Origin of the sequence: Pseudomonas sp. IT-P100 (assembly GCF_949767185.1) — a bacterium.
Lineage (GTDB): Bacteria > Pseudomonadota > Gammaproteobacteria > Pseudomonadales > Pseudomonadaceae > Aquipseudomonas > Aquipseudomonas fluorescens_B.
This window is the reverse complement of record NZ_CATKQK010000011.1, coordinates 426,393-452,742: the sequence shown is the minus strand read 5'-3', so window position 1 is coordinate 452,742 and position 26,350 is coordinate 426,393. Positions and strand designations below refer to the sequence as shown.

At 59.8% G+C, this 26,350-nt stretch carries 21 protein-coding genes; 7 read left to right on the top strand and 14 right to left on the bottom strand.

Annotated features, from left to right (window positions below):
• Window positions 1–3 precede the first annotated feature (3 nt).
• Window positions 4–1,002 carry a beta-N-acetylhexosaminidase gene (gene nagZ, locus ACM6IQ_RS10225; protein WP_174602651.1) on the bottom strand — a complete coding sequence of 333 codons (999 nt, stop codon included), beginning with the start codon at window positions 1,000–1,002 and terminating at the stop codon, window positions 4–6.
• 170 nt (window positions 1,003–1,172) lie between these two features.
• Entirely contained in the window at window positions 1,173–1,880 is a 708-nt protein-coding gene (gene psrA, locus ACM6IQ_RS10220; RefSeq protein WP_017337563.1) for a transcriptional regulator PsrA, read from the bottom strand.
• 229 nt (window positions 1,881–2,109) lie between these two features.
• Between psrA and lexA the strand changes: the two genes are divergently transcribed.
• Entirely contained in the window at window positions 2,110–2,718 is a 609-nt protein-coding gene (gene lexA, locus ACM6IQ_RS10215) for a transcriptional repressor LexA (protein WP_007944149.1), read from the top strand.
• Between the two features lie 10 nt (window positions 2,719–2,728).
• On the top strand, window positions 2,729–3,202 hold the full coding sequence (sulA, locus tag ACM6IQ_RS10210) for an SOS-induced cell division inhibitor SulA (protein ID WP_414878652.1): 474 nt from the start codon (window positions 2,729–2,731) through the stop codon (window positions 3,200–3,202).
• 87 nt (window positions 3,203–3,289) lie between these two features.
• On the opposite strand, the gene ACM6IQ_RS10205 is transcribed toward sulA, so the two are convergent.
• The 7 genes from ACM6IQ_RS10205 to ACM6IQ_RS10175 form a co-directional block, all read right to left on the bottom strand.
• Window positions 3,290–3,523, bottom strand: coding sequence for a hypothetical protein (locus tag ACM6IQ_RS10205; RefSeq protein ID WP_017337561.1), 234 nt, complete (start codon window positions 3,521–3,523; stop codon window positions 3,290–3,292).
• 156 nt (window positions 3,524–3,679) lie between these two features.
• Entirely contained in the window at window positions 3,680–4,204 is a 525-nt protein-coding gene (locus tag ACM6IQ_RS10200) for a DUF6586 family protein (RefSeq protein ID WP_017337560.1), read from the bottom strand.
• A gap of 141 nt (window positions 4,205–4,345) precedes the next feature.
• Entirely contained in the window at window positions 4,346–6,973 is a 2,628-nt protein-coding gene (gene topA, locus ACM6IQ_RS10195) for a type I DNA topoisomerase (RefSeq protein ID WP_017337559.1), read from the bottom strand.
• A 114-nt stretch (window positions 6,974–7,087) separates the two neighbouring features.
• Window positions 7,088–7,324: a DUF1653 domain-containing protein gene (locus tag ACM6IQ_RS10190; RefSeq protein ID WP_017337558.1), complete on the bottom strand. Its 237-nt coding sequence runs from the start codon at window positions 7,322–7,324 to the stop codon at window positions 7,088–7,090.
• Window positions 7,325–7,423: 99 nt separating this feature from the next.
• The gene (gene fadA / locus ACM6IQ_RS10185; RefSeq protein ID WP_008028488.1) at window positions 7,424–8,599 is read right to left on the bottom strand and encodes an acetyl-CoA C-acyltransferase FadA; all 1,176 of its coding nucleotides are present in this window, start codon (window positions 8,597–8,599) and stop codon (window positions 7,424–7,426) included.
• A 29-nt stretch (window positions 8,600–8,628) separates the two neighbouring features.
• Window positions 8,629–10,776 (bottom strand): fatty acid oxidation complex subunit alpha FadB, encoded by a 2,148-nt coding sequence (fadB, locus tag ACM6IQ_RS10180; protein ID WP_017337556.1) that lies wholly within the window; start codon window positions 10,774–10,776, stop codon window positions 8,629–8,631.
• Window positions 10,777–11,306: 530 nt separating this feature from the next.
• Window positions 11,307–11,744 carry a hypothetical protein gene (locus tag ACM6IQ_RS10175; protein WP_414878651.1) on the bottom strand — a complete coding sequence of 146 codons (438 nt, stop codon included), beginning with the start codon at window positions 11,742–11,744 and terminating at the stop codon, window positions 11,307–11,309.
• 103 nt (window positions 11,745–11,847) lie between these two features.
• Here ACM6IQ_RS10175 and ACM6IQ_RS10170 point away from each other — a divergent pair, with 103 nt between their 5' ends.
• Entirely contained in the window at window positions 11,848–12,288 is a 441-nt protein-coding gene (locus ACM6IQ_RS10170) for a universal stress protein (RefSeq protein ID WP_017337554.1), read from the top strand.
• Window positions 12,289–12,352: 64 nt separating this feature from the next.
• Here the strand turns inward: ACM6IQ_RS10170 and ACM6IQ_RS10165 are convergent, their stop codons facing one another.
• The gene (locus ACM6IQ_RS10165) at window positions 12,353–14,272 is read right to left on the bottom strand and encodes an ATP-binding cassette domain-containing protein (protein ID WP_017337553.1); all 1,920 of its coding nucleotides are present in this window, start codon (window positions 14,270–14,272) and stop codon (window positions 12,353–12,355) included.
• A 213-nt stretch (window positions 14,273–14,485) separates the two neighbouring features.
• Between ACM6IQ_RS10165 and ACM6IQ_RS10160 the strand changes: the two genes are divergently transcribed.
• Window positions 14,486–16,414, top strand: coding sequence for a transglycosylase SLT domain-containing protein (locus ACM6IQ_RS10160; protein ID WP_017337551.1), 1,929 nt, complete (start codon window positions 14,486–14,488; stop codon window positions 16,412–16,414).
• A 138-nt stretch (window positions 16,415–16,552) separates the two neighbouring features.
• Here ACM6IQ_RS10160 and ACM6IQ_RS10155 read toward each other — a convergent pair whose 3' ends face one another.
• A complete protein-coding gene (locus ACM6IQ_RS10155; RefSeq protein ID WP_414878650.1) occupies window positions 16,553–18,331 on the bottom strand; it encodes an ABC transporter transmembrane domain-containing protein in 1,779 nt (592 codons plus the stop codon).
• Window positions 18,332–18,588: 257 nt separating this feature from the next.
• On the opposite strand from ACM6IQ_RS10155, the gene ACM6IQ_RS10150 reads away from it, so the two are divergent.
• On the top strand, window positions 18,589–18,768 hold the full coding sequence (locus ACM6IQ_RS10150; protein ID WP_017337549.1) for a PA1571 family protein: 180 nt from the start codon (window positions 18,589–18,591) through the stop codon (window positions 18,766–18,768).
• A 112-nt stretch (window positions 18,769–18,880) separates the two neighbouring features.
• Here the strand turns inward: ACM6IQ_RS10150 and pdxB are convergent, their stop codons facing one another.
• A complete protein-coding gene (pdxB, locus tag ACM6IQ_RS10145) occupies window positions 18,881–20,023 on the bottom strand; it encodes a 4-phosphoerythronate dehydrogenase PdxB (protein ID WP_414878649.1) in 1,143 nt (380 codons plus the stop codon).
• 315 nt (window positions 20,024–20,338) lie between these two features.
• On the opposite strand from pdxB, the gene ACM6IQ_RS10140 reads away from it, so the two are divergent.
• Window positions 20,339–21,742 (top strand): MATE family efflux transporter, encoded by a 1,404-nt coding sequence (locus ACM6IQ_RS10140; protein WP_414878648.1) that lies wholly within the window; start codon window positions 20,339–20,341, stop codon window positions 21,740–21,742.
• A gap of 108 nt (window positions 21,743–21,850) precedes the next feature.
• On the opposite strand, the gene tusA is transcribed toward ACM6IQ_RS10140, so the two are convergent.
• Window positions 21,851–22,102 carry a sulfurtransferase TusA gene (tusA, locus tag ACM6IQ_RS10135; protein ID WP_017337546.1) on the bottom strand — a complete coding sequence of 84 codons (252 nt, stop codon included), beginning with the start codon at window positions 22,100–22,102 and terminating at the stop codon, window positions 21,851–21,853.
• Window positions 22,103–22,200: 98 nt separating this feature from the next.
• Complete coding sequence (gene rlmM / locus ACM6IQ_RS10130) at window positions 22,201–23,274, bottom strand: 23S rRNA (cytidine(2498)-2'-O)-methyltransferase RlmM (protein WP_017337545.1); 1,074 nt, start codon at window positions 23,272–23,274, stop codon at window positions 22,201–22,203.
• Window positions 23,275–23,495: 221 nt separating this feature from the next.
• Here rlmM and acnA point away from each other — a divergent pair, with 221 nt between their 5' ends.
• Entirely contained in the window at window positions 23,496–26,237 is a 2,742-nt protein-coding gene (acnA, locus tag ACM6IQ_RS10125; RefSeq protein WP_414878647.1) for an aconitate hydratase AcnA, read from the top strand.
• Window positions 26,238–26,350: the final 113 nt, after the last annotated feature.

Sequence of the window (26,350 nt, the reverse complement as noted above, 5' to 3'; positions counted from 1 at the left end):
TCCTTATTCAATCAGTTGAGCGTCTTTGAGCGCGCCAATGGCTGTCAGCCATCGCGGATCCTGACGGTATTCAGTGCTGGCGTACGACTGGCCACGCATGCGCGCGATGCGCTCGGACGGCTTGACCTTCAAACGCTGGGCGGCGCTCAGGGCGAGTTCCGCAGCGGCGCGGTCGTTGCACACCAGGCCCATGTCACAACCGGCAGACAATGCGGCTTCGATTCGGCTGGCAGCATCACCGACCACATGGGCGCCGGCCATCGACAGATCGTCGCTGAAGATCACGCCATCGAACTGCAATTCGCCGCGCAGGATGTCCTGCAACCAGCGACGGGAGAAGCCGGCGGGTTGGGAATCGACTTGCGGGTAAATGACATGGGCCGGCATGACGGCGGCCAATTGCTTGCTCAACCGGGCGAACGGCACCAGGTCGTTGGCGCGGATCTCGTCGAGGCTGCGTTCGTCATTCGGGATCGCGACGTGGGAATCCGCCTCGGCCCAGCCGTGTCCGGGGAAGTGCTTGCCGGTGGCCGCCATTCCCGCGCTGTTCATCCCACGGATAAATGCACCGGCCAACAGCGCCGCGCGCTCCGGATCACCTTCAAACGAACGGGTGCCGACCACGGCGCTGCGCTGGTAATCGAGATCCAGCACCGGGGCAAAGCTCAGGTCGAGGCCCACGGCCAACACTTCGGTAGCCATGATCCAGCCGCACTGTTCCGCCAGGTATTCGGCGTTCGGATTGTCGGCAATGGCGCGCATGGCCGGCAGTCGCACGAAGCCCTGGCGCAGGCGTTGCACACGACCGCCCTCCTGATCCACTGCCAGCAGCAGATCGGGGCGAATGGCACGAATCGAGGCGCTCAGTTCGCGCACCTGACGCGGGTGCTCGATGTTGCGGGCAAAAATGATCAGGCCACCCACTTCGGGCTGGCGCAACAATTGGCGATCCTCGGCCGTCAGCCAGGTACCGGCGACGTCCACCATCAACGAGCCTTGCAGGCCAGCAGTCATAGAGATTCCTTGATAACGATAAACCTGGCTCGCACGCATTCGCCGCCCTGGGCTGTGCCCTGCAGGTCGGCGATAAAAATGGGGAGCGGGTTCAGAACGAGAGTCGGCATGGGCGGCTAGCTTAGCGGATGTCAGCTGCCGCGCCCACCCGTGTGCGGTTAAACCTTGGCGGCAACCTGTGTCGATTTGCTGCGCGGACGCAACTGCGCAGTGGCCATGGCCGTGTCGGTCACCCCGGTTTCAGCACGCATGCCGGCCGCCAGGAACGGCACCATCAGGCGCATCACTTGCTCGATGGAGGTGTTGACGCCGAAATCGGTTTCGGCAATCGCACGCAAGGCCTTGATACCGGACATGCTGAACGCCGCAGCACCCAGCATGAAGTGCACACGCCAGAACAGTTCGATCGGCGGAATGCGCGGTGCGGCTTCGTTGACCAGCGTCATGTAGCGGCGGAATACCTTGCCGTACATGTCTTCGAGATACCGACGCAAGTGACCCTGGCTCTGGCTGAATGCCAGTCCCAGCAATCGCATGAAGATGGAGAGATCGTTGCCGCTGCGTGGCTGCACCACCAGGGCTTGCTCGACGAGGATTTCCAGCAGTTCTTCAAGTGTCGGCTTGTTCTCGGGCTTGGCCTGGCGTCGCTCCAGCTCTTTATCGAGGCTCAGGCAGAACGGTCCGAGAAAACGCGAGAATACGGCCTGAATCAGCGCCTTCTTCGAGCCGAAGTGATAATTCACAGCCGCCAGATTGACCCCGGCCTTGCTGGTGATTAAACGCAGTGAGGTTTCAGCAAAACCTTTTTCCGCGAACAACTGCTCCGCAGCATCGAGAATGCGTTCAACGGTTTCCGACTGGGCCATGGCTACTCCGCCTGACAAACACTTGTTTGAAACATACGTTTCAACCCTGGCCTTGTCAAGCCTGCCGGTTCGTTTCGGGAATGCTCGGTCAGCTATTTAACCATACATCTGCGCCGTGTTAATCAGCACGCTGAATGACCGTCCGGCGGCCGGAAAAAAATGGGGCATTGCCAAGATGCTTTCACTGTATATAATCCCAGTCACTGTATAAAAAGACAGAGCGATCAATATGCTAAAGCTGACGCCACGCCAAGCCGAGATTCTGGCCTTCATCAAACGCTGCCTGGAAGACAACGGCTACCCGCCGACCCGCGCGGAAATCGCTCAGGAACTGGGTTTCAAGTCGCCCAATGCGGCAGAAGAACACCTCAAGGCACTGGCTCGCAAAGGCGCCATCGAGATGACGCCAGGCGCCTCCCGCGGCATCCGCATCCCCGGCTTCGAAGCCAAGGCAGACGAGTCCACCCTGCCAATCATTGGCCGGGTCGCTGCCGGTGCGCCGATCCTTGCCCAGCAGCACATCGAAGAGTCCTGCAACATCAATCCTGCGTTCTTCCATCCTCGTGCTGACTATTTACTGCGCGTTCATGGCATGAGCATGAAGGATGTGGGAATTTTCGATGGCGACCTTTTAGCCGTCCATACCACCCGCGAAGCCCGCAACGGCCAGATCGTGGTGGCGCGTATCGGTGACGAAGTGACAGTCAAACGCTTCAAGCGTGACGGCAGCAAAGTCTGGCTGATTGCCGAGAACCCTGAATTCGCCCCTATCGAAGTGAACCTGAAAGATCAGGAGCTGGTGATCGAAGGCTTGAGTGTCGGCGTCATTCGCCGCTAAAGGAGGCTTTATGCAGTTCCAACACACATCACAGCAAGCCCAACTGCCGTTGTTCGAGGCTTTCATGGTGCAGCCGATGGCACCGATTCTGAAAGACGTGGTCGAGTCGCCCTGGAGCGCCGAACCCGAAGTTTTCAGTGAGCTGTCACTGCGTGGTGCGGCCGGGAACTGCCTGAGCCTTCTGGCACCGATCCTCAGGGAGTTGAGCGAGGATCAGGATGCGCGCTGGCTGACACTGATCGCCCCGCCCGCCAGCCTGACACAAACCTGGCTGCGAGAAGCCGGCCTGAATCGTGAACGTATTTTGCTACTGCAACCGCGCGGCACCCAAAGCGCACAACAGCTGACCTGCGAAGCCTTGCGCCTGGGTCGCAGCCACACCGTCGTCAGTTGGCTCAACCCGTTGAGCACCACGTCACGCCAACAGTTGATCAGCGCCGCCCGGACCGGTGACGCACAAAGCCTGAATATTCGACTGGGCTGAACGAAGAGTGAGCTGAGCAATGCGGGGCTTCTCCAGGGACAGAGAAGCCGATCAATAGCGGTATCAGTTAAATGCGACGAACGGGGATCAATGAAGAACCCGAGCACCCTCATTGGTATTGAAATCGCCTTCAACCAGGCGACCAGCCATCTGAACACCCACGCTCAACATCGCCTTGGCGACTTCTACGTGCTGGCCTTGCAGGAACGCCTTGGCATCCTCGGAGAAATCCAAAGTAACCAGAGAACCCTCGTCCTCAGCCCTGCGCAGCTCGATTCGGCCGTCTGGTAACTCGACAATTTCTAGAAAGGACGTTGGCATAAAGGTCTGTTCTCCACGAAAGGCGGGGATTATATAGGCATCGGCCAGGCTTCGCTCGGGATCTTGACCAGATGCCACCAGGAAGAGAAATTTCTGACAGCACGCTCATCCCTGAACGGACAGTCTCTCGCATCCGTCCATCGAACACTCAATCCCTCAGCACTCGTTCAAGCCTTCGCGAAACCGGATCGCCAGACCTTTGAGGTTCTGACGCCAACCCTCCAGTTCTTCCCGGCTCAACTCTTCGGGCGCGTCCTCTTCATCCAGATTAACGGCCAGGATCAACGGCTGTGTTACGTCGCCTTTGGGTTTGTGCGGAGCGCGGGGCGGCTGAAACAGCGCCGCATGCGCTGACAGTAGCTTGGCCAGCCAGGTTTCGGGGTTCTGCGCCAACTCGACCATCTCGGCCATTTCAGGAATGGCGATGGCCTCAAGCACTTCCCGGGTCAGCAGCATTTCCGCCCGAGGCGCATTGGCCTGCGGCAAGCGATAGAAACCAGCGATTTCATGGCACAGCCCCAGCAACGCGCCGTACAAGTGAAACAATGCCGATTCGCGCCCGGCCTGAATCAGCGCCAGGGAATTCATCGCCCGCCCCTCTTCGGCCTTCGCAAGCGCCTCAAGCGACAGGCCGGCGAAATAAATCTTCTGGTTGGTACGGGTATAGAGTTCGTGGGCCATGACGGCAGCCTCCACAACGAAATAATTGCTTCACGCAGGTCAGACAGTGTCGTGGATCACCCAAGCTCACCGCAAGCCCAAAACAAAAAGGCCGCATGAAAACCCGAGGGTTGTCATGCGGCCTTTTTGTGCCTGTGGCTTTTATGCTTTGGCTGCTGGACGCTTGTCTTCAACTGTCCACTTGCCGCCATCGTAGTACGCCTTCCACCCGGTCGGCTTACCGTCGACTTCGGTCTGAACGTACTGCTCTTTGGTTTTGCGGCTGTAACGGATTACTGCCGGGAGGCCGTCCGGGTCTTTCTTCGGCGCTTCACAGAGGAAATGATACTTCGGATCGATCTCATCCTTGTGCGGCACGATTTCCATGACCAGCGGAGCACGGGTCTCGCGGTTTTTCGGGAACTGGCTCGCCGCCAGGAACAGCCCGGAAGCACCGTCGCGCAGGATGTAGGTGTCGTTGACCTTTTCGCATTTCAGCTCAGGCATCTTCACCGGGTCCATCTTCGGCGGCGCCGCGTCACCGCTTTTCAGCAGTTTGCGGGTGTTCTTGCACGTCGGGTTGGTGCAACCGAAGAACTTGCCGAAACGGCCAGTCTTGAGTTGCATCTCGCTGCCACACTTGTCGCATTCCAGGCTCGGACCTTCATAGCCCTTGATGCGATAGGTGCCCTCTTCGATTTCGTAGCCGTCGCAATCCGGGTTGTTGCCGCAGATGTGCAACTTGCGCTTCTCGTCGAGCAAGTAAGCGTCCATCGCGGTGCTGCAGATAGGGCAACGATGCTTGCCGCGCAGAACCAGCGACTCCGATTCACCCTCGTCGTCCGCCGCGATCTCGTCGCCCGGCACCAGGTTGACGGTGGCCTTGCAGCGTTCTTTCGGCGGCAGGCTGTAACCCGAGCAACCGAGGAATACGCCAGTCGATGCGGTACGAATCTGCATCGGTCGGCCACAGGTCAGGCACGGAATGTCAGTCATCACCGGCTGGTTGGCACGCATGCCGTTTTCGGCGCTTTCGGCTACTTCGAGTTTTTTCTTGAAGTCGCCGTAGAACTCGTCCAGCACGTTTTTCCAGTCGCGTTCGCCCTGGGCCACGTCATCGAGGTTCTCTTCCATGCCGGCGGTGAAGCCGTAGTCCATGAGATTGGAGAAGCTCTCGGACAGACGCTCGGTGACGATGTCACCCATCTTTTCCGAATAGAAACGACGGTTGTGCAGCGCTACATACCCGCGGTCCTGGATGGTCGAAATGATCGCAGCATAGGTCGAAGGACGACCGATGCCGCGTTTTTCCATTTCTTTCACCAGGCTCGCTTCCGAGTAACGCGCCGGCGGCTTGGTGAAGTGCTGGGTCGGATCAAGCTTGATCAGCTTCATCACGTCGCCCTGGGCCATGTCCGGCAGCACGTCGTCATCGCCAGGCTTGGCGATTTGCGGCATGACGCGGGTGTAACCGTCGAACTTGAGGATGCGGCCCTTGGCGCGCAGCTCGAAATCCCCGGCACCGACAGTGACCGTGGTCGACAAGTATTGGGCCGGCAACATCTGGCAGGCGAGGAACTGGCGCCAGATCAGCTCGTAGAGCCGCTCTGCATCGCGCTCCATGCCCGACAGCTTGCTTGGCTCGGTGTTGGCGTCGGACGGACGAATCGCTTCGTGAGCCTCTTGTGCGCCTTCCTTGCTGCTGTAGACGTTCGGGGTTTCCGGCAGGTACTTCTTGCCGAACTCGCCTTCAATATAGGTACGCGCCATCGTCACGGCATCAGCCGAGAGGTTGGTGGAGTCGGTACGCATATACGTGATGTAGCCGGCTTCGTACAAACGCTGGGCCATCATCATGGTTTTCTTCACACCGAAGCCCAGGCGGTTGCTCGCGGCCTGTTGCAGGGTGGATGTGATGAACGGCGCCGACGGCTTGCTACTGGTCGGCTTGTCTTCGCGTTTGACGATGCTGTAGCTGGAGGCCTTGAGCTTCTCCAGCGCGGCCATGGCCTGGGCTTCGTTCAACGGTTTGAACGCCTCGCCTTTCTCACGAGCCACGTCGAAGCGCACGGTGGCGCCCTTCGCGGTGCCGAGGTCAGCGTGGACTTCCCAGTACTCTTCCGGGTTGAACGCACGTATTTCGCGTTCACGCTCGACCACCAGCTTCACGGCAACCGATTGCACACGACCGGCGGACAAGCCACGGGCGATCTTGGCCCACAGCAGTGGCGAAACCATGTAACCCACCACGCGGTCGAGGAAGCGACGCGCCTGCTGGGCATTTACACGATCGATGTCCAGCTCGCCCGGCTTGGAGAAGGCTTCCTGAATCGCCTTCTTGGTAATTTCGTTGAACACCACGCGCTTGTAGCGGCTGTCGTCACCCCCGATGGCTTCGCGCAGGTGCCAGGCAATGGCTTCCCCCTCGCGATCCAAGTCGGTTGCGAGATAGATGGTGTCAGCATCCTTGGCGAGCCGGCGCAGCTCTTCGATAACCTTTTCCTTGCCCGGGAGGATCTCGTACTTGGCTTTCCAGCCATGATCGGGATCGACACCCATGCGCGAGACCAGCTGCTTGCGCGCTTTCTCTTTCGGCGTGAGCACCGGACCTTCACCCGCGGCGGCCTTGCCGCGCTTGGCGGCTGGCTCTTTGCTGGCGCTAGCCGAACCGCTGGTGGGCAGGTCTCGGATATGGCCGATACTCGACTTCACCACGTATTGGTTACCCAGATACTTGTTGATGGTCTTGGCCTTAGCCGGGGATTCCACAATGACCAGCGATTTGCCCATGGATCAGAAAATTCCTGAATTCTAGAAGTGAAAGGCGGTTGGCGCCTGACGCGGCACCGCTATATATAGTGGCTACAAGGTGAGGTCAAGCGCAGGGTTGTGCGCGATCTCAGCTTATGCCTTCGAAAAAAGGCTCGGTTCGGCTTGCACCAAAGCAAAGCGTGGCACCTGTTCGCCGTCAACCTCGACCGACTCCAGGAACATGCTCAAGGGACGCACCCAAAAGCCGTAATCGCCATACAGGGCTTGGTAGAAGACCACTTCTTCTTCGGTTTCCGAATGCCGCGCAATGCTGAATACGCGGTACTGCGGACCTTTGTAATGTTGGTAGAGCCCAGGTTGTATCGGCATGGTTTGGCCCTCACTCAAATCTTTTCAAAATAAAAACAAAAATAAATCCGGAAAAACAAAAACCGGGGCACTTGGCCCCGGCTTCCATCAACGAAACGCTTAAACGCGTTCGAAGACGGTGGAGATGCCTTGGCCGAGACCAATGCACATGGTGGCTACCCCGAAGGTGCCGCCATTTTGCTTCATCACGTTCAGCAAAGTGCCGGAGATACGCGCACCGGAGCAGCCGAACGGATGACCCAGGGCGATCGCGCCGCCGTGCAGGTTAACCTTCTCGTTCATCTTGTCGAGCACTTTCAGATCTTTCAGCACTGGCAGGGCCTGCGCGGCGAAAGCTTCGTTGAGCTCGAAGAAGTCGATATCGTTGATGCCAAGGCCGGCGCGCTTCAGTGCTTTCTGTGTCGCCGGTACTGGACCATAGCCCATGATCGCCGGATCCACACCTGCCACGGCCATCGAGCGAATCACCGCCAGAGGCTGGATGCCCAGGTCCTGTGCACGCTGCGCCGACATCACGATCATGCACGAAGCACCGTCGGTGATCTGCGACGAAGTACCGGCTGTCACGGTGCCGCCCTTCGGGTTGAACGCTGGCTTCAATGCCGCCAGGCTTTCCAGGGTGGTTTCCGGACGAATGGTTTCGTCGTAGTCGAACAGTTTCAGGAAACCGTTCTCGTCGTAGCCCTGCATCGGGATGATTTCGTCTTTGAACTTGCCTTCCACGGTCGCCTTGTGAGCGAGTTGGTGGGAGCGCACGCCGAAAGCGTCCTGTTGTTCGCGAGTGATGCCGTGCATTTTGCCCAGCATTTCAGCGGTCAGGCCCATCATGCCCGAGGCTTTCGCCGCGTACAGGGACATGTGCGGGTTCGGATCGACACCGTGCATCATGCTCACGTGGCCCATGTGCTCGACGCCGCCAACCACGAACACGTCACCGTTGCCGGTCATGATCGCTTGCGCAGCCGTGTGCAGTGCGCTCATCGACGAACCGCACAGGCGGCTGACGGTCTGGCCGGCAGCGGTGTGCGGGATCTGAGTCATCAGGGACGCCATGCGGGCGATGTTCCAGCCCTGCTCCAGGGTCTGGTTCACACAGCCCCAGATCACGTCTTCGACTTCGTTCGGGTCGACCTTGACGTTGCGTTCCAGCAATTTGCTGATCAGGTGCGCCGACATGTCTTCAGCGCGGGTGTTGCGGTGCATGCCGCCCTTGGAGCGGCCCATCGGAGTACGACCGAAGTCGACAATCACGACGTCTCTAGGATTCAAGCTCATATATTCACTCTCACTCTAGTTGGGGGCGCTTAACCGAAGAAGCTTTGGCCGTTTTTGGCCATTTCGCGCAGCTTCGCGGTCGGGTGGTACAGCGCGCCCAAATCAGCGTACTGGTCAGCCAGGGCAACGAACTCTGCCACACCGATCGAATCGATGTAACGCAGCGCACCGCCACGGAATGGAGGGAAACCAATACCGTAGACCAGGCCCATGTCGGCTTCGGCAGCGGTTTCGACGATGCCGTCTTCCAGGCAACGCACGGTTTCCAGGCACAGCGGGATCATCATCCAGTTGATGATGTCTTCGTCAGTGACGTCGCGCTGTTCGAAAACGATCGGCTTGAGCACTTCCAGCACCGACGGATCGGCGACTTTCTTCTGCTTGCCCTTCTTGTCGGTCTCGTAGGCGTAGAAGCCCTTGCCATTCTTCTGGCCCAGGCGCTTGGCTTCGTAAAGCACGTCGACAGCCGAACGACGGTCGTCTTTCATGCGGTCCGGGAAGCCTTCAGCCATCACGTCACGACCGTGGTGGCCGGTGTCGATGCCGACCACGTCCATCAGGTACGCCGGGCCCATCGGCCAGCCGAATTTTTCCATGACCTTGTCGATACGGACGAAGTCCACACCGGCGCTGACCAGCTTGGCGAAACCGCCGAAATACGGGAACAGTACGCGGTTGACCAGGAAGCCCGGGCAGTCATTGACGACGATCGGGTTCTTGCCCATTTTCTTGGCGTAGGCAACGGTGGTGGCAACGGCCAGCTCGCTGGACTTCTCGCCACGAATCACTTCCACCAGCGGCATCATGTGCACCGGGTTGAAGAAGTGCATGCCGACGAAGTTTTCCGGACGCTTGAGGGCCTTGGCCAGCAAGGTGATGGAAATGGTCGAGGTGTTGGACGCGAGGATGGTGTCCTCTTTGACCTTGTCTTCGACTTCGGCCAGAACGGCTTGCTTGACCTTCGGGTTCTCGACGACCGCTTCGACCACCAGGTCCACGTGACCGAAGTCACCGTAGGACAGGGTTGGACGAATGCCGTTGAGGACTTCAGCCATTTTCGCCGCCGTCATGCGACCTTTATCAACGCGGCTCACCAGCAGCTTGGCGGCTTCAGCCAGGCCTTGCTCGATGCCATGCTCGTTGATGTCCTTCATCAGGATCGGCGTACCTTTGGAGGCCGACTGATAGGCGATACCGCCACCCATGATGCCGGCGCCCAATACGGCAGCCTGCTTCACGTCCCTGGCGATTTCGTCGTAGGCCTTGGCCTTTTTCTTCAGTTCCTGATCGTTCAGGAACAGACCGATCAAGCTCTGCGCGGCAGAGGTCTTAGCCAGTTTGACGAAACCTGCAGCTTCGACTTCCAGCGCTTTGTCGCGACCGAAGTTCGCGGCTTTCTGGATGGTCTTGATCGCTTCGACCGGTGCCGGGTAGTTCGGGCCAGCCTGACCGGCCACGAAACCTTTGGCGGTTTCGAACGACATCATCTGTTCGATGGCGTTGAGCTTGAGTTTTTCCAGTTTTGGCTGACGCTTGGCCTTGTAATCGAATTCGCCGGAGATGGCGCCTTTGATCAGGTTCAGAGCCGCTTCTGCCAGCTTCTCGGGAGCAACCACTGCGTCGACAGCGCCGACTTTCAGCGCATCTTCAGCACGGTTTTCCTTACCCGCGGCAATCCACTCGATGGCGTTGTCGGCACCGATGATGCGCGGCAGGCGCACGGTACCGCCGAAGCCCGGGTAGATACCCAGCTTGACTTCCGGCAGGCCGATTTTCGCGGTAGCGGACATGACGCGGTAGTCCGCCGCCAGGCACATTTCCAGACCGCCACCCAGGGCGATGCCGTTGATGGCGGCGACAGTCGGGACGTTGAGGTCTTCGAAATCGCTGAAAATCCTGTTGGCTTCGAGGTTGCCTGCAACAAGCTCTGCATCAGGCAGCTTGAAGTTCTCGACGAATTCGGTGATGTCGGCGCCGACGATGAACACGTCCTTGCCGCTGCTGACGATCACACCCTTGATCGAAGCATCTGCCTTGATGGCGTCTACGGCCTGACGCAGTTCGTTCAGGGTTAGACGGTTGAACTTGTTGACGGACTCACCCTTGAGGTCGAATTTCAATTCGACGATGCCACTTTCAAGAGCCTTAACCGTGATGGCTTTACCTTCGTAAATCATCAACTGATCTCCACGATATGGAAGCTGAACAGTACACGTCGGACGCAGGCGAATGGCTCGGCAGGGACGTTTATCGTCGATGCTACGCCAATCCACCCGGCACACCCGCCAACGCGATAGTCGGGATTCTGTAGGAGCGGTCTGCAATGCAAACGCCCGATTCATACGCCCGTTTGATTTGGGTACGCCACCTTCACGGAATTTCCGGCAATTGTCAATCGCCCAAAATACGGGTTGAAACGCGACTTTCCGGTCATTTCCGTACCACGAGCACCAGCAACACACGGATGCATGTGAAGCCATTCATAGAATCAATAGTTAGAAAAGTCGCCCTAATTCGCGGCAGCCTTTGTTTAAAGGGCTACGCTGGGCGTGAGATTGAGGAAAAAAATTGAACGCGTCGGCGAATGCCCGGCGTAAGATCAGCCCACAACGAATTACCGGCCTGCCTGGCCAACTCCAGCCCGATGATGAATGTCGGGCTTTTTATTGCCTGATGATGTGTTCCGCGTGATACGCAGGATCGCGTTTCAGGCCAATGCCTTGAGGGTGGCATCGATTTGTTGCAAAACCGTCGCTTCGCCCCTCTCGCCCCAATACAACGTGATCATCTGCTTGTCCGCTTCGACCTTGTAGACGTTGGCTGGCAATTTTTCGAAATGATTGAGCAGCGTTTGATCCTCGCAGACCTCCTGCCACTGATTCACCCACACACCCGGCGACTTCTGCCAATAACTCCAGCACGCTGGCTGATTGCCGCGACGCGGTCGATGGTACTGCGCACAGGGGCTCGGAGGTTCCTGACTGAGCCAGTGCGGCCACTCCTGAGGCGCCAGTTGCATGGCCAGCCCGATGCGCCGCGCCTCCATGCGCAGGGCCATGCGCCCGCTCTGACCACGGGACGGTCGCAGCCATGCCAGCGGGCTCAGCACCACCAACAGGATTGACACCACTATCCAGACCGTCATATCTGTACTCCCGATTCTTGATGAGCGCTTTGAGTCACTTTGAAAACAACGCGCTTGAAACCAGCCATACTTATCAATATTGCATCCTCAGGAGGAGCACCTCATGCCCTACCACCACATTCTGGTCGCTGTAGACCTGACCGAAGAGTGCGACCCTGTCATCCACCGTGCTCGCGAGTTGTCAGTGAGCAATGGCGCGAAGTTGTCCCTGGTGCACATTGTCGAGCCCATGGCCATGGCGTTCGGCGGCGACGTGCCGATGGACCTGTCGCAACTGCAACAGCAGCAGTTCGATCAGGCCAAGGAGCGACTGGACCGATTGATCGAGAAGTACCCGGAGCTCTCCAAGGAATACAGTCACCTGACCTACGGCCAGCCGCGCCAGGAGATTCATCACCTGGCCAAGGAACAAACCTGTGACCTGATCGTGGTGGGTAGTCATGGCCGGCACGGTCTGGCGCTATTGCTGGGTTCAACCGCCAACGACGTGCTGCACGGTGCGCCTTGCGATGTGCTTGCGGTGCGCCTGCAAAACAAAAGCTGACCCCCTCCTACAAAAAGCCCGGCATTCACGTCAGTGAAGCCGGGCTTTTTTATCGCAGGATCAATCAGGCATCCAGCTCCGCCCAACGCTCGACCATGACGTCGAGCTCAGCCTGCAACTGCTCCAATTGCGCGATCACCGCGGCGGTCTCGGCAGCAGGACGCTGATAGAAACCGGCATCGGCCATCTGGGCCTCAACGATTGCAATCTGCTGCTCCATGGCCTCGATCTGAGCCGGCAACATTTCCAGCTCACGCTGCAACTTGTAGCTGAGCTTTTTCTTCGCCACAGGCGCTTCGGTCACTGCCGCCACGGGTGCAGCCTCAGCCGTCACGACCGCCGACGTCAGGTCGGCCTTGCCGGACTTGCTCTCGGTCACGCCCAGCAGCCGCGGCGAACCGCCCTGGCGTAGCCAGTCCTGGTAACCACCGACGTATTCGCGAACCTTGCCTTCACCTTCGAAGACCAGGGTACTGGTCACCACGTTGTCGAGGAATGCCCGGTCGTGGCTGACCATCAGCACGGTGCCGTTGAAGGTCAGCAAGACCTCTTCCAGCAGTTCGAGGGTTTCCACGTCGAGGTCGTTGGTCGGTTCGTCGAGGACCAGCAGGTTCGCTGGCTTGCTGAACAGTTTCGCCAGCAACAGACGAGCGCGCTCACCACCCGACAGCGCCTTGACCGGCGTGCGGGCACGCTGCGGGCTGAACAGGAAGTCGCCGAGGTAGCTCAGCACATGACGGCTTTGACCATCGATGTCGATGAAGTCGCGACCTTCGGCCACGTTGTCGATCACGGTCTTTTCCAGGTCCAGCTGATGACGCAACTGATCGAAGTACGCCACGTCGATGCGCGTGCCCTCTTCCACTGTGCCGCTGGTCGGTTGCAGGCCGCTGAGCATCAGTTTCAACAGCGTGGTCTTGCCGGTACCGTTGGCGCCAAGCAGACCGATACGGTCGCCGCGCGTCAGGACCATCGAGAAATCCTTGATCAGGAACGGGCCGCCCGGGTGAGCGAAGCTCACGTTCTCGAGGACCATCACCTGCTTGCCGGACTTGTCAGCGGTGTCCAGCTGAATGTTGGCCTTGCCAGTGCGCTCACGACGCTCGCTGCGCTCGACGCGCAATGCTTTCAGGGCACGAACGCGGCCTTCGTTACGGGTGCGACGGGCCTTGATGCCCTGACGGATCCAGACTTCTTCCTGGGCCAGCTTTTTGTCGAACAGCGCGTTGGCGGTTTCTTCAGCGGCCAGCGAGGCTTCTTTGTGCACAAGGAAACTGGCGTAGTCGCCGTTCCAGTCGATCAGGCCACCGCGATCCAGTTCGAGGATGCGGGTCGCGAGGTTCTGCAGGAAGGAACGGTCGTGCGTGATGAACAGCACGGCGCCCTGGAAATCCTTCAGCGCTTCTTCGAGCCAGGCAATTGCACCGATGTCCAAGTGGTTGGTCGGTTCGTCGAGCAGCAGCAGATCCGGTTCGGACACCAGCGCCTGCGCCAGCAGGACGCGGCGACGCCAGCCGCCGGACAACTGGGACAGGGTCTTGTCGGCCGGCAACTGCAGGCGGCTCAACGTGCTGTCGACCAGTTGCTGCAAGCGCCAGCCATCACGGGCTTCGAGGTCGTGCTGGACGTGCATCAGTTTGTCCAGGTCGGCGTCGGTGACGATGTTCTGGCTCAGGTGGTGATACTGCGCGAGCAGCTCGCCGACACCGTCCAGGCCTTCAGCCACCACGTCGAACACGGTCCGCTCGTCGGCTACCGGCAATTCTTGCGGCAATTCGCCGATCTTGAGGCCGGGGGCGCGCCAGACGGAGCCCTCATCGGGCTTCTGATCGCCCTTGACGAGCTTCATCATGCTGGACTTGCCAGTGCCGTTGCGGCCGATGATGCACACCCGCTCACCACGGGCGATCTGCCAGGACACCTTGTCCAACAACGGCATAGCGCCGAAAGCAAGGGACACATCGCTGAATTTGAGCAGGGTCATGAGCTTCTCCAAAAACCGGGCGCGCATTCTACCTGACTTGAGGCTTCAGAAGGCCGGCAATTTCACCTTCGGGGCACTCTGCATGACAAATGTTGCGAACTGATGCTGGCGGGCCCGCAAAGCTTTCGCCTGCTGCTGGCAAAAGGCTAAGCTACAGTTAATTCAGTGTTGGCATCGTCAACGCTTGTCATGATTTCTCTGTTCGGACGTCTCATGCGCAGCCGCCTTTTTGGTCTTTTATCCAGTTTTCTTCTTTCTGCCACAGCCATCCAAACAGCACAGGCGGTGGACCTGTCTACCCAACGCCAATACTACGATGAAGCCAAGCGTGCCCTGGCCAAGGGTGATACAGGTCCGTACTTCCGTTACAGCCAGGCTCTCAGTGATTACCCGTTGGAGCCTTATCTTGCGTATGACGAACTGACCGCGCGTCTGAAAACCGCGAGCAATGCCGAAATCGAGAAATTCCTCGCCGAACACGGCGATCTGCCGCAAGCCAACTGGATGAAACTTCGCTGGTTGCGCTGGCTGGCCGATCGCGGAGACTGGGCAACTTTCGTCAAGTACTACGACCCCAAGCTCAATTTCACCGAACTGGACTGCCTGAACGCGCAGAATCAGATCGCGCGCAACCAGAAGACCGAAGGTTATGCCAACGCCGAAAAACTCTGGCTAACCGGTAAATCGTTGCCTGGGGCGTGTGATGGCTTGTTCGGGATCTGGGCCGCCGAAGGCCAACTGACCGAACAGAAACGCTGGGAACGCACCAAGCTTGCCGCCCAGGCGCGCAACTATCCGCTGGCCAACAGCCTGGTCAATGGCCTGACCACCCTCGCCCCTCGCGGTCGCTTGTTGGTGGATGTGGCGCAGAAACCTGAACTGCTTAATCAGCCGTCGCGCTTCACCCCGGCCGATGAGCCGATGTCTGACATCGTCAGCCTCGGCTTGCGCCGCCTGGCCAAGCAAGACCCGGACAAGGCGATGGCCTTGCTCGACGGCTATGCCAGCAGCATGCATTTCTCCCGTGATGAAAAAGTCGCGATCGCCCGGGAAATCGGCCTGACCCTCGCTCGTCGCTTTGATAGCCGGGCGCTGGACGTGATGACCAAGTACGACCCGGAATTGCGCGACAACACCGTATCCGAATGGCGCCTGCGCCTGCTATTGCGCCTGGCCCGCTGGGACGATGCCTATCAGTTGACTCGCCGCTTGCCACAAGACCTTGCGACCACCAACCGCTGGCGCTACTGGCAGGCCCGCAGCCTGGAACTGGCGCAGCCGCAGAACCCGCAAGCGCAGACGCTTTACAAAGGCCTCGCCCGTGAGCGTGATTTCTACGGCTTCCTCGCCGCCGACCGCTCGCAGCTGCCGTACTCGCTGAACAACAAGCCGCTGGTGCTTAGCCAGGCGCTGATCAACAAAGTGCGCAACACGCCAGGTGTACGTCGCGCCCTTGAATTTCACGCACGCGGGCAGATCGTTGACGGTCGTCGCGAGTGGTATTACGTCAGCCGCCACTTCAACCGTGACGAAATGGTCGCCCAGGCGAAACTGGCCTATGACCTGAAATGGTACTTCCCGGCGATCCGCACCATCAGTCAGGCGCAGTACTGGGACGACCTGGACATCCGCTTCCCGATGGCCCACCGCGAAACCCTGGTGCGCGAAGCCAAGGTCCGTGGCCTGCATTCGAGCTGGGTATTCGCCATCACGCGACAGGAAAGCGCCTTCATGGACGACGCCCGCTCCGGCGTCGGCGCCAGCGGCCTGATGCAACTGATGCCCGGTACCGCCAAGGAAACCGCGCGCAAGTTCAGCATTCCCCTGGCCTCGCCACAGCATGTGTTCGATCCCGACAAGAACATCCAGCTCGGCGCCGCCTACCTGAGCCAGGTGCACAGCCAGTTCAACGGCAACCGCGTCCTCGCCTCCGCCGCCTACAACGCCGGCCCGGGTCGCGTGCGCCAGTGGCTGCGCGGCGCGGATCACCTGAGCTTCGACGTCTGGGTAGAAAGCATCCCGTTCGACGAAACCCGCCAGTACGTGCAGAACGTATTGTCGTACTCGGTGATCTACGGCCAGAAGCTCAACTCGCCACAGCCGTTGGTGGACTGGCATGAGCGGTATTTTGACGATCAATAACCGGGAGCCGGTCATGCAGGAGCTGCCGCAGGCGGCGATCTTTTGATCGTCGCCTTGAGCCGCAAACAAAAATGCCCGCATCGATTGATGCGGGCATTTTTTTAAGCAAGATTAAAAGATCGCCGCCTGCGGCGGCTCCTACAGGTGGAGATCGAGTTCGGTCTTTCCATCATTGAACTGCAACGCCGCCAGCCGCGCATACAGCGCATTGCTCGCGATCAGCTCCTGATGGGTGCCCACTGCCACCAGTTTGCCCTGATCCATCACCGCGATCCGGTCGGCGTTTTTCACCGTGGCCAGGCGATGGGCGATAACCAGGGTGGTGCGGTTTTTCATCAAGCTGGGCAGGGCTTGCTGGATCAGGTGCTCGCTTTGGGCATCGAGGGCGCTGGTGGCTTCGTCGAGCAGCAGGATGGGCGCGTCCACCAGCAGCGCTCGAGCGATGGCCAGGCGTTGGCGCTGGCCGCCTGACAAACCGAGGCCACCGTCGCCGAGGTGAGTCTGGTAGCCGTTGGGCATTGCCTCGATAAAATCATGGGCGTAGGCAATCTTTGCCGCCTCCCGGACCTGTTCCAGGGTCGCTGTCGGGTTGCCGTAGCGGATGTTCTCTTCAATGCTGCCGAAGAACAGCGCAGGGTTTTGCGAGACCAGCGCAAAGCAACGGCGCAAGTCGAGCGGATCGAGCTGAGTCAGCGGCACGCCGTCGAGCAGAATGCGGCCTTCGGCCGGGTCGTAGAAACGCAGCAACAAGTCATACACCGTCGACTTGCCCGCGCCGGAAGGTCCGACCAGCGCCAGGGTTTCGCCAGCCTTGACGGTCAGACTCAAGCCATCGACGGCGTAGCTTTCAGGACGCGACGGGTAGGAAAAACGCACGTCTTGCAGCTCCAGGTTACCCGTCACTCGCTCCGGCAATGTCACCAGCCCCGTCGTCGGTGGCTGGATGATGTTTTCCGAGCGCAGCAATTCGGCAATCCGCTCGGCGGCGCCGGCAGCGCGCTGCAGCTCACCAATGACTTCACTCAACGTGCCGAACGCGCTGCCGACGATCAGGCTGTAGAACACGAACGCCGCCAGTTCACCTGCGGAAATCCGCCCGGCCATCACATCCATGCCGCCGACCCACAGCATGACGCCGACCGCGCCCAGCACCAGCACGATCACCAGGGTAATCAGCCAGGCACGCTGGAATATCCGTTTACGGGCGGTGTTGAACGCCTCCTCCACGGTCGCGGCAAACCGCTGTTCGTCCTGGACCTGATGGTTATAGGCCTGCACGGTTTTGATCTGGCCAAGGGTTTCAGACACGTAGCTGCCAATGTCGGCAATCCGGTCCTGGCTCAGGCGCGACAGGCTGCGCACCCGTCGGCCGAAGATCAGGATCGGCGCGATCACCAGTGGCAACGCCACAACGACGATGCTGGTGAGTTTGGGGTTGGTGATAAACAGCAACACAATCCCGCCGATCACCATCAGCAGATTGCGCAGAAACAGCGACAGCGAAGAGCCGATCACCGATTGCAGCAACGTAGTGTCGGCGGTCAGCCGCGACTGGATCTCGGAGCTGCGATTGTCTTCATAAAACCCCGGATGCAGGTAAACCAGATGGTTGAACACCTGACGCCGGATGTCGGCCACCACCCGCTCGCCAATCCACGACACCAGGTAAAAACGCGCAAACGTGCCGAGCGCCAGACCCAACACCAACAGCATGAACAGACCGATGGTCTGGTTGAGCAAATGCGGTGACTGGGTCATGAATCCCTGATCCACCAACAGCCGGATCCCCTGCCCCATGGACAAGGTAATGCCCGCCGTGACAATCAGTGCGAGCAACGCACCCAACGCCTGCCAGCGATAGGGCACAAGGAAACGGCTGGCCAGGCGAATCGCGCGGCGGTGACGGGCAGATAGCATCGGGGGGGGTCCAGTTCACACGTTTAGGGGTCGGCTATACCGCTCAATGGGGGGGAACTCTGTAAATCACAATGAGTCAGGTTAATTATGACCGCAAAGACCAGCCCCTAGACGCTATTGGTCTAAAGTCCGGGTGGCAACGTTACGGTATTTCTGGTGGACTGGCATTGCCGCTCAGAAGAGATCGCAGGGAGTTGTCACAGCCCGGTCACCTGGCGGTTCTACAGTAAGCACACAACCTGAAGAGGAGACAGGCCATGTCCTTGCAACACAGCAGCGATGACAAGATTCAAGTGATCCGCACACAGCCAGATCAGTCTCTGGGTTGCTCAATCATTGACGAAAAAGGCCGTGAAGTTCCGATCACTGAAAACATGATCCAGGACGCCTGCCGCGAACTGGAGAAGCGATTGGTCAAGCCTGCCAAACAAGATTGATATAGCCACCGTCTTCTTGACCCGGCCCTGATGGCCGGGTTTTTTGTGGGCGTTTTTTGCAGGTTTTGCGCACCCAATCGCGGGCAAACCCGCGATTGAGCCAACGCGGTCTTCAGACAGCCACAGCCCCCAACGCCGCCACAATCTTGCGCAACTGCGGCGAATCCCCCTCGATCCGCACCTGCAGCCCATCAATTTCCCGCCGTGATGGATAGTTCTTGCGCAGTCCGTCAAACGCCGCACGCTGCTCGCTCACACTGCCTACAAGACTGCGTCGGAAATCCGCGTCGTCGCGGCGCGGGTCGTACACGCCACGGCACAACATCGCCAGCGCCCAGGCAGGATCGCTCTCAGCGTTCAAGGTCACCTGAGACAACCACGGAGCCGGCAGCAAATCGCTCAAGCTGACCCGCGCCGGCTGCCCGAGAAATGCGCAGTACGCCTGATAGATCTGCGCTGTCCCGCGTTGTTTGCCGTCGAGGCTGTAACCGGCAATGTGCGGCGTGGCCAGCACGCAGAGGTCGGCCAGCGCCACATCGACCTCAGGCTCGCCCTCCCAGACATCCAGCACCGCTTGCAGGTCTTCGCGGTGCAGCAGAACGTCGCACAGGGCTGAGTTGTCCACCACCGGGCCGCGGCTGGCATTGATCAGCCAGGTGCCGGGGTTGAGCTGGTTCAAACGGTTTTTGTCGAACAGATGCCAGGTCGATCCGGCACCGTGTTTTTTCAACGGTGTGTGCAGACTGATGACATCGCACTGCTCGATGATTTGCTCAAGACTGACGAACTCCCCTCCTTCGGCGGCTTGCCGTGGCGGATCGCAGACCAGCACGTTCCAGCCCAGCCCTTGCAGAACCTTGACCAGTCGACCGCCCACTTCCCCGGCCCCCACCACGCCGTAAGTGCGCCGGGTGAGGTCGGCGCCTTCAATTTCGGCGAGGGTGAGCAAACTGCCCAGCACATAATCGACCACGCCACGGGCATTGCAGCCGGGGGCACTGGACCAGGTGATGCCGGCCTGCTGGAAGTAATCGAGGTCGAGGTGATCAGTGCCGATGGTGCACGTGCCGACAAAGCGCACCTTGCTGCCTTCGAGCAACGCGCGATTGACGTTGGTCACCGAGCGCACCAGCAACACATCGGCCTGTTCGACGGTAGTGCGGTCGATTGAACGTCCCGGCACCCGGCGGATTTCACCGAAACCTTCGAAGAAGGCATCGAGCAGCGGAATATTTTCGTCGGCAACAATCAGCATGGCAGGCTCCTTTGGCGGATCGGCAGTGTAGGCGGAGAAGGACGTGGTGGGCCAGCAGGCATTAATCCCCTGTGGCGAGGGAGCTTGCTCCCGCTGGACTGCGAAGCAGTCCTATGTGGTGAGTCTGTTGAAACCGAGGTGTTTGACTTGGGGCCGCTTCGCTGCCCAGCGGGAGCAAGCTCCCTCACCACAGGGGGGGAGTGTCGCAATGTTCGAAAAATGATTACAAATGGCTAACACAGGACTTTTCCTGACCATTGCGTCAAGGCGTAGAATGCGCCGGCTCGCGCCTCAATATCTCTGGACGTTTCGCCCTTGAATTCCGTAACTGACCGCCCCGCCGCCATTTCCATAAACCGCCCGGCCCGGGTTCGCCTCGAGCTGAAGAATCTGCTGAGCCTGGCGTTGCCGATCATGATCGCGCAGCTGGCCACCACCGCGATGGGCTTCGTTGATGCGGTGATGGCCGGTCGCGTCGGACCGCGGGATCTGGCGGCGGTGGCGCTGGGCAACTCGATCTGGGTCCCGGTGTTTCTGCTGATGACCGGCACTCTGCTGGCCACCACACCTAAAGTCGCCCAGCGCTTTGGCGCCGGCACGCACAGCGAGATCGGCCCGATCGTGCGGCAGGCGTTGTGGCTGGCGTTGGTGGTGGGCTTGATGGCGACCGGCATGCTGTTCAGCGCCGAACCGATCTTGCACCTGATGAAGGTCGATCCCGAACTGATCGGCCCGTGCATGCAATACCTGCACGGCATCGCCAGCGGTTTGCCCGCCGTCGCGTTCTACCATGTGCTGCGCTGTTTCAGTGACGGCCTGGGACGCACGCGCCCGGCGATGGTCCTGGGTTTGTGCGGGCTCGCGCTGAACATTCCGCTGAACTACATCTTCATTTATGGCCACTTCGGTGTGCCGGCCATGGGCGGCGTCGGTTGCGGCTGGGCTACGGCGATTGTGATGTGGGTGATGGCGCTGGGCATGGCCGGCTGGGAGCGCTGGGCGCCGGCGTATCAATCGAGCCAGTTATTCAGCCGTTTCGACTGGCCGCAGTGGTCAGTGATCAAACGCCTACTGGGCATCGGCCTGCCGATCGGCATCGCGGTGTTCGCCGAATCGAGCATCTTCGCGGTGATAGCCCTGCTGATCGGCAGCCTCGGCGCCACCGTAGTCGCCGGGCATCAGATCGCGCTGAACTTCAGTTCGCTGGTGTTCATGATTCCCTACTCGATCGGCATGGCCGTGACCGTACGAGTGGGTCAGGCGCTCGGTCGTCAGGAACCGCGCGAAGCCCGTTTCGCCGCAGGTGTCGGCATGGGCACGGCGCTGGCTTACGCGTGTATTTCGGCGAGCATAATGCTGTTGCTGCGCGAGCACATCGCGGCCATCTACACGGCTGACCCAACGGTGATTCGCGTGGCGGCGATGCTGATCGTTTACTCGGCGCTGTTCCAGTTTTCCGATGCGATCCAGGTCACGGCGGCCGGTGCGTTGCGTGGCTATCAGGACACACGGGTGACGATGATCCTGACGCTCTTCGCATACTGGGGCATTGGTTTGCCGGTGGGTTACGCGCTGGGGCTGACCGACTGGTTCGGCACACCGAGTGGCCCGAGCGGGCTGTGGCAAGGTTTGATCGTCGGCCTGAGCTGCGCCGCGCTGATGCTGTCGATCCGCCTGACGCGCAGTGCACGCAAGCGGATCCGCTACGGGCTGAGTTGACCCTGTGGGAGCCAGCCTGCTGGCGATTGCGGTGATTCAGTCAACAATGATGTTGAGTTTGAATCAGCTATCGCCAGCAGGCTGGCTCCCACCGTAGTTTTTTGTGGGTCAATCGGACTTCTTGCGGATCCAGTACAGGTAGGTGCCAGCCTCTTCGTGTTGCGCGACCAGTTCGTGGTCAAGGAACACACAGAACTTGGGAATGTCACGACGGGTCGACGGATCAGTGGCAACCACCTTGAGCAGGCCGCCGGGCGCGAGGTCACGGATGTGCTGGTGCAGCATCATCACCGGCTCGGGGCAGTTGAGGCCGGTGGCGTCGAGGGTGCCGTCTACCGGCGTATCAAGCATTTCACTCATGATTCACTCCTGTAACTGGCCGGCATTGTCGCGCATTGCCGGGTATTCGGTCATCTGTGGCATGACGCCATACCTGTTTAGGGACCGCGTACAGCCTTTTAACGGGACTTGGGTTTCTTCACGTCAAGCCGACGCAAATGGCACGTCACTTCTTCCCGGTCGTGATACAGCTGCTTGCAGCCAATTTCGACCCGGATTCCGCGCTCCTTGAACCCGTCGGCGATGCGCTCCAGCAAGCGTTTCACTTCAGCGTAACGCTGTTTCATCGGTAACTTGAGGTTGACCACCGCTTCGCGGCAATGGCCCTCGCCGATCCACTCCTCCAGCATTGCGGCGTTGCGCGCCGGTTTCTCGACGATGTCGCAGACCATCCAGTCCACCGGCTGGCGGGGCTTGTAGGTGAAGCCGTCGGCCATCAAATGTTGCACCAGACCGGTGTCCATCAGGCTTTGCGCCATTGGACCGTTGTCGATGGCGGTCACCAGCATGCCGCGGTTGACCAGTTGCCAGGTCCAGCCGCCCGGCGCTGCGCCGAGGTCGACGCCGGTCATGTCGCTGTGCAGGCGCTCGTCCCACTGGTCGCGCGGGATAAAGTGGTGCCACGCCTCTTCCAGCTTCAAGGTCGAGCGGCTCGGTGCCTCGCGGGGAAACTTCAGGCGCGGAATGCCCATCGGCCACATTGCCGAGTTGTTCGACTCGGCCAGCCCCATGAACACTTCGCGACCGCTTTTGAACGTCAGCAGCAGGCGCGGCTTGTTCGCATCTTCCACCAGTTTGCCGGCCGCCATCAGCGCCTTGCGCAGGTGCACTTCGAACTTCTTGCAGAAGTTCGACAGTTCCTTGCCATCGTTGGTATCGACCATTTCCAGCCACAGGCTGCCGCACAGCGGGAAGTCTGCCATGTGCGCGAGGATCACACTGATACGGTCGGTTTCGGGCAGGTCGATGAAAATCCCGCGTGCCCACTGGCGCGGAAAAATCAGATCGGCAAAACGCTGACCGCGCATCAGGCGCTCGGCGCCGTCTTCTTCGGTGCAAATGAATTCGGCGCAGGCGCTGGCGGTCTTGGCCTTGGCATAACCGGCGACGTTCAGCCGCGCAGCGTGTTCGGAAATCTCGGAACAGACTTCGCCTTCGAAGCCCGGCCGGCAATGCATAAAGAGGGTGTTCATTCTTACTCCTGGGCAGTTGGCGAAGAATTCAGCCACTGCACGATGCCCAGGCTTGCGTTGAAGCAAAGCCTGTCACGAAAACCGGCGCATGATAGCCGAGTTCGGAACCTCGGACTTGTCCATAGAGTCCAGTTATTAGCCTTAACGCCTAAACAGGGCTAGGTTAAAGCTCTGTTCGTCCCGTCAGTCCGTAGCCGTGCGGACCCAAAGGAGTCATTTCAATGCCGTCCCTCGATAGCCTGAAAACCCTTAAAACCCTGCAAGTCGACGACAAGATCTACCATTACTTCAGTCTGCCCGATGCAGCCAAGAGCCTCGGTGATCTCGACAAACTGCCAATGTCGTTGAAAGTGTTGCTGGAAAACCTGCTGCGCTGGGAAGACGAAAAAACCGTCACCGGCGCCGACCTCCGGGCGATTGCCGCCTGGCTCAAGGAACGTCGCTCCGATCGCGAAATCCAGTACCGCCCTGCCCGGGTATTGATGCAAGACTTTACCGGCGTGCCCGCCGTGGTCGACCTGGCCGCCATGCGCGCCGCCATGGCCAAGGCCGGCGGTGACCCGCAGCGCATCAATCCGCTGTCGCCGGTGGATCTGGTGATCGATCACTCGGTGATGGTCGACAAGTTCGGCAGCGCAAGCGCCTTCGGACAGAACGTCGACATCGAAATGCAGCGCAACGGCGAGCGTTATGCCTTTCTGCGCTGGGGCCAGAGCGCCTTCGACAACTTCAGCGTGGTGCCGCCCGGCACGGGGATTTGCCACCAGGTCAACCTCGAATACCTCGGCCGCACCGTCTGGACCAAGGATGAGGACGGTCGCACCTATGCGTTCCCCGACACGCTGGTCGGCACCGACTCCCACACCACCATGATCAACGGCCTCGGCGTGCTCGGCTGGGGCGTCGGCGGGATCGAAGCGGAAGCCGCGATGCTCGGCCAACCGGTGTCGATGCTGATTCCGGAGGTGATCGGTTTCAAACTCACGGGCAAGTTAAAGGAAGGCATCACCGCCACCGACCTGGTGCTGACCGTCACCCAGATGCTGCGCAAGAAAGGCGTGGTCGGCAAATTCGTCGAGTTCTACGGCGACGGTCTTGCCGACCTGCCGCTGGCCGACCGAGCGACCATCGCCAACATGGCCCCGGAATATGGCGCCACCTGCGGTTTCTTCCCGGTGGATGACGTGACGCTGGAATACCTGCGCCTGTCCGGCCGGCCGCTGGAAACCGTGAAACTGGTCGAGGCTTACAGCAAGGCACAAGGTCTGTGGCGCCTGCCCGGCAAGGAGCCGGTGTTCACCGACAGCCTGGCGCTGGACATGAGCAGCGTCGAGGCCAGCCTCGCCGGGCCGAAACGCCCACAGGACCGGGTGTCGCTGCCCAATGTCGCGCAAGCGTTCAGTGATTTCCTCGGTCTGCAGTTCAAGCCCACCAGCAAGGAAGAAGGCCGCCTGGAAAGTGAGGGCGGTGGCGGCGTCGCGGTAGGTAACGCGGATTTGGTCGGTGAAACGGACTATGAGTACGACGGCCAGACCTATCGCTTGAAAAACGGCGCGGTGGTCATCGCCGCGATCACCTCGTGCACCAACACCTCCAACCCCAGCGTGATGATGGCTGCAGGGCTGGTGGCAAAAAAAGCCGTGGAGAAAGGCCTCACGCGTAAACCGTGGGTCAAGAGTTCGCTGGCCCCAGGCTCGAAAGTGGTCACCGACTACTACAAGGCCGCCGGCCTGACTCAGTATCTGGATCAACTCGGTTTCGACCTTGTCGGTTATGGCTGCACCACCTGCATCGGCAACTCGGGCCCGTTGCCGGAGCCGATCGAAAAAGCCATCCAGAAAGCCGACCTGACCGTCGCCTCGGTGCTCTCGGGCAACCGCAACTTCGAAGGCCGGGTGCATCCGCTGGTGAAAACCAACTGGCTGGCCTCTCCACCGCTGGTGGTCGCTTATGCATTGGCCGGAACGGTGCGCATTGATATCAGCAGCGAACCGCTGGGTAACGACAAGGACGGCAACCCTGTTTACCTGCGGGATATCTGGCCAAGCACCCAGGAAATCGCCGACGCGGTGAATCAGGTCAACACCGCGATGTTCCACAAGGAATACGCCGAGGTGTTTGCCGGCGATGAGCAATGGCAGGCAATTGAAGTGCCGCAGGCGGCGACGTATGTCTGGCAGGATGATTCGACTTACATCCAGCACCCGCCGTTCTTCGACGATATCGGTGGCCCGCCGCCCGTGGTCAAGGACGTCGCAGGTGCCCGAATCCTCGCGCTGCTTGGCGATTCGGTGACCACCGACCACATCTCCCCGGCCGGCAACATCAAGTCCGACAGCCCGGCGGGCAACTACTTGCGCGCGAAAGGAGTGGAACCGCGGGACTTCAACTCCTACGGTTCCCGCCGCGGCAACCATGAAGTGATGATGCGCGGCACCTTCGCCAACATCCGCATACGCAACGAAATGCTCGGAGGAGAGGAAGGCGGCAACACGATTTACATTCCCACCGGGGAACGAATGGCGATCTACGATGCGGCCATGCGTTATCAGGCCTCGGGCACCCCGCTGGTGGTCATCGCCGGGCAAGAATACGGCACCGGGTCAAGCCGGGACTGGGCGGCCAAGGGCACTAATCTGCTGGGTGTAAAAGCAGTCATCGCCGAAAGCTTCGAGCGGATTCACCGTTCCAACCTGGTGGGCATGGGCGTGTTGCCGCTGCAGTTCAAACTGGATCAGAACCGCAAGAGCCTGAACCTCACGGGCAAGGAAACGCTGGATATCATTGGTCTGACGGGAGTGGCGTTGACGCCGCGGATGAACCTGACGCTCATCATCACCCGCGAGGACGGCAGCCGCGAGAAAGTCGAGGTGCTGTGCCGGATCGATACGCTCAATGAAGTGGAGTACTTCAAAGCGGGAGGAATTTTGCATTACGTGTTGCGGCAGTTGATTGCGTCTTGACTGCCTGCTGACAAAAGACACCGCCTTCGGGCGGTGTTTTTGTTTGTTGGGGTACGTCCATATAATCACCCTCCTCAAACCATCACCTGCCCTGTGGCGAGGGGATTTATCCC

Bases quoted from the DNA above. Each gene is read 5' to 3' on its own strand.
- topA (WP_017337559.1), bottom strand. From the start codon at position 6,973: ATGGGCAAATCGCTGGTCATTGTGGAATCCCCGGCTAAGGCCAAGACC.
- ACM6IQ_RS10200 (WP_017337560.1), bottom strand. From the start codon at position 4,204: ATGGCCCACGAACTCTATACCCGTACCAACCAGAAGATTTATTTCGCC.
- ACM6IQ_RS10155 (WP_414878650.1), bottom strand. From the start codon at position 18,331: ATGCTATCTGCCCGTCACCGCCGCGCGATTCGCCTGGCCAGCCGTTTC.
- rlmM (WP_017337545.1), bottom strand. From the start codon at position 23,274: ATGAACACCCTCTTTATGCATTGCCGGCCGGGCTTCGAAGGCGAAGTC.
- fadA (WP_008028488.1), bottom strand. From the start codon at position 8,599: ATGAGCTTGAATCCTAGAGACGTCGTGATTGTCGACTTCGGTCGTACT.
- acnA (WP_414878647.1), top strand. From the start codon at position 23,496: ATGCCGTCCCTCGATAGCCTGAAAACCCTTAAAACCCTGCAAGTCGAC.
- ACM6IQ_RS10205 (WP_017337561.1), bottom strand. From the start codon at position 3,523: ATGCCAACGTCCTTTCTAGAAATTGTCGAGTTACCAGACGGCCGAATC.
- ACM6IQ_RS10170 (WP_017337554.1), top strand. From the start codon at position 11,848: ATGCCCTACCACCACATTCTGGTCGCTGTAGACCTGACCGAAGAGTGC.
- ACM6IQ_RS10160 (WP_017337551.1), top strand. From the start codon at position 14,486: ATGCGCAGCCGCCTTTTTGGTCTTTTATCCAGTTTTCTTCTTTCTGCC.
- fadB (WP_017337556.1), bottom strand. From the start codon at position 10,776: ATGATTTACGAAGGTAAAGCCATCACGGTTAAGGCTCTTGAAAGTGGC.
- pdxB (WP_414878649.1), bottom strand. From the start codon at position 20,023: ATGCTGATTGTTGCCGACGAAAATATTCCGCTGCTCGATGCCTTCTTC.
- tusA (WP_017337546.1), bottom strand. From the start codon at position 22,102: ATGAGTGAAATGCTTGATACGCCGGTAGACGGCACCCTCGACGCCACC.
- lexA (WP_007944149.1), top strand. From the start codon at position 2,110: ATGCTAAAGCTGACGCCACGCCAAGCCGAGATTCTGGCCTTCATCAAA.
- sulA (WP_414878652.1), top strand. From the start codon at position 2,729: ATGCAGTTCCAACACACATCACAGCAAGCCCAACTGCCGTTGTTCGAG.
- ACM6IQ_RS10190 (WP_017337558.1), bottom strand. From the start codon at position 7,324: ATGCCGATACAACCTGGGCTCTACCAACATTACAAAGGTCCGCAGTAC.
- ACM6IQ_RS10165 (WP_017337553.1), bottom strand. From the start codon at position 14,272: ATGACCCTGCTCAAATTCAGCGATGTGTCCCTTGCTTTCGGCGCTATG.
- ACM6IQ_RS10175 (WP_414878651.1), bottom strand. From the start codon at position 11,744: ATGACGGTCTGGATAGTGGTGTCAATCCTGTTGGTGGTGCTGAGCCCG.
- ACM6IQ_RS10150 (WP_017337549.1), top strand. From the start codon at position 18,589: ATGTCCTTGCAACACAGCAGCGATGACAAGATTCAAGTGATCCGCACA.
- psrA (WP_017337563.1), bottom strand. From the start codon at position 1,880: ATGGCCCAGTCGGAAACCGTTGAACGCATTCTCGATGCTGCGGAGCAG.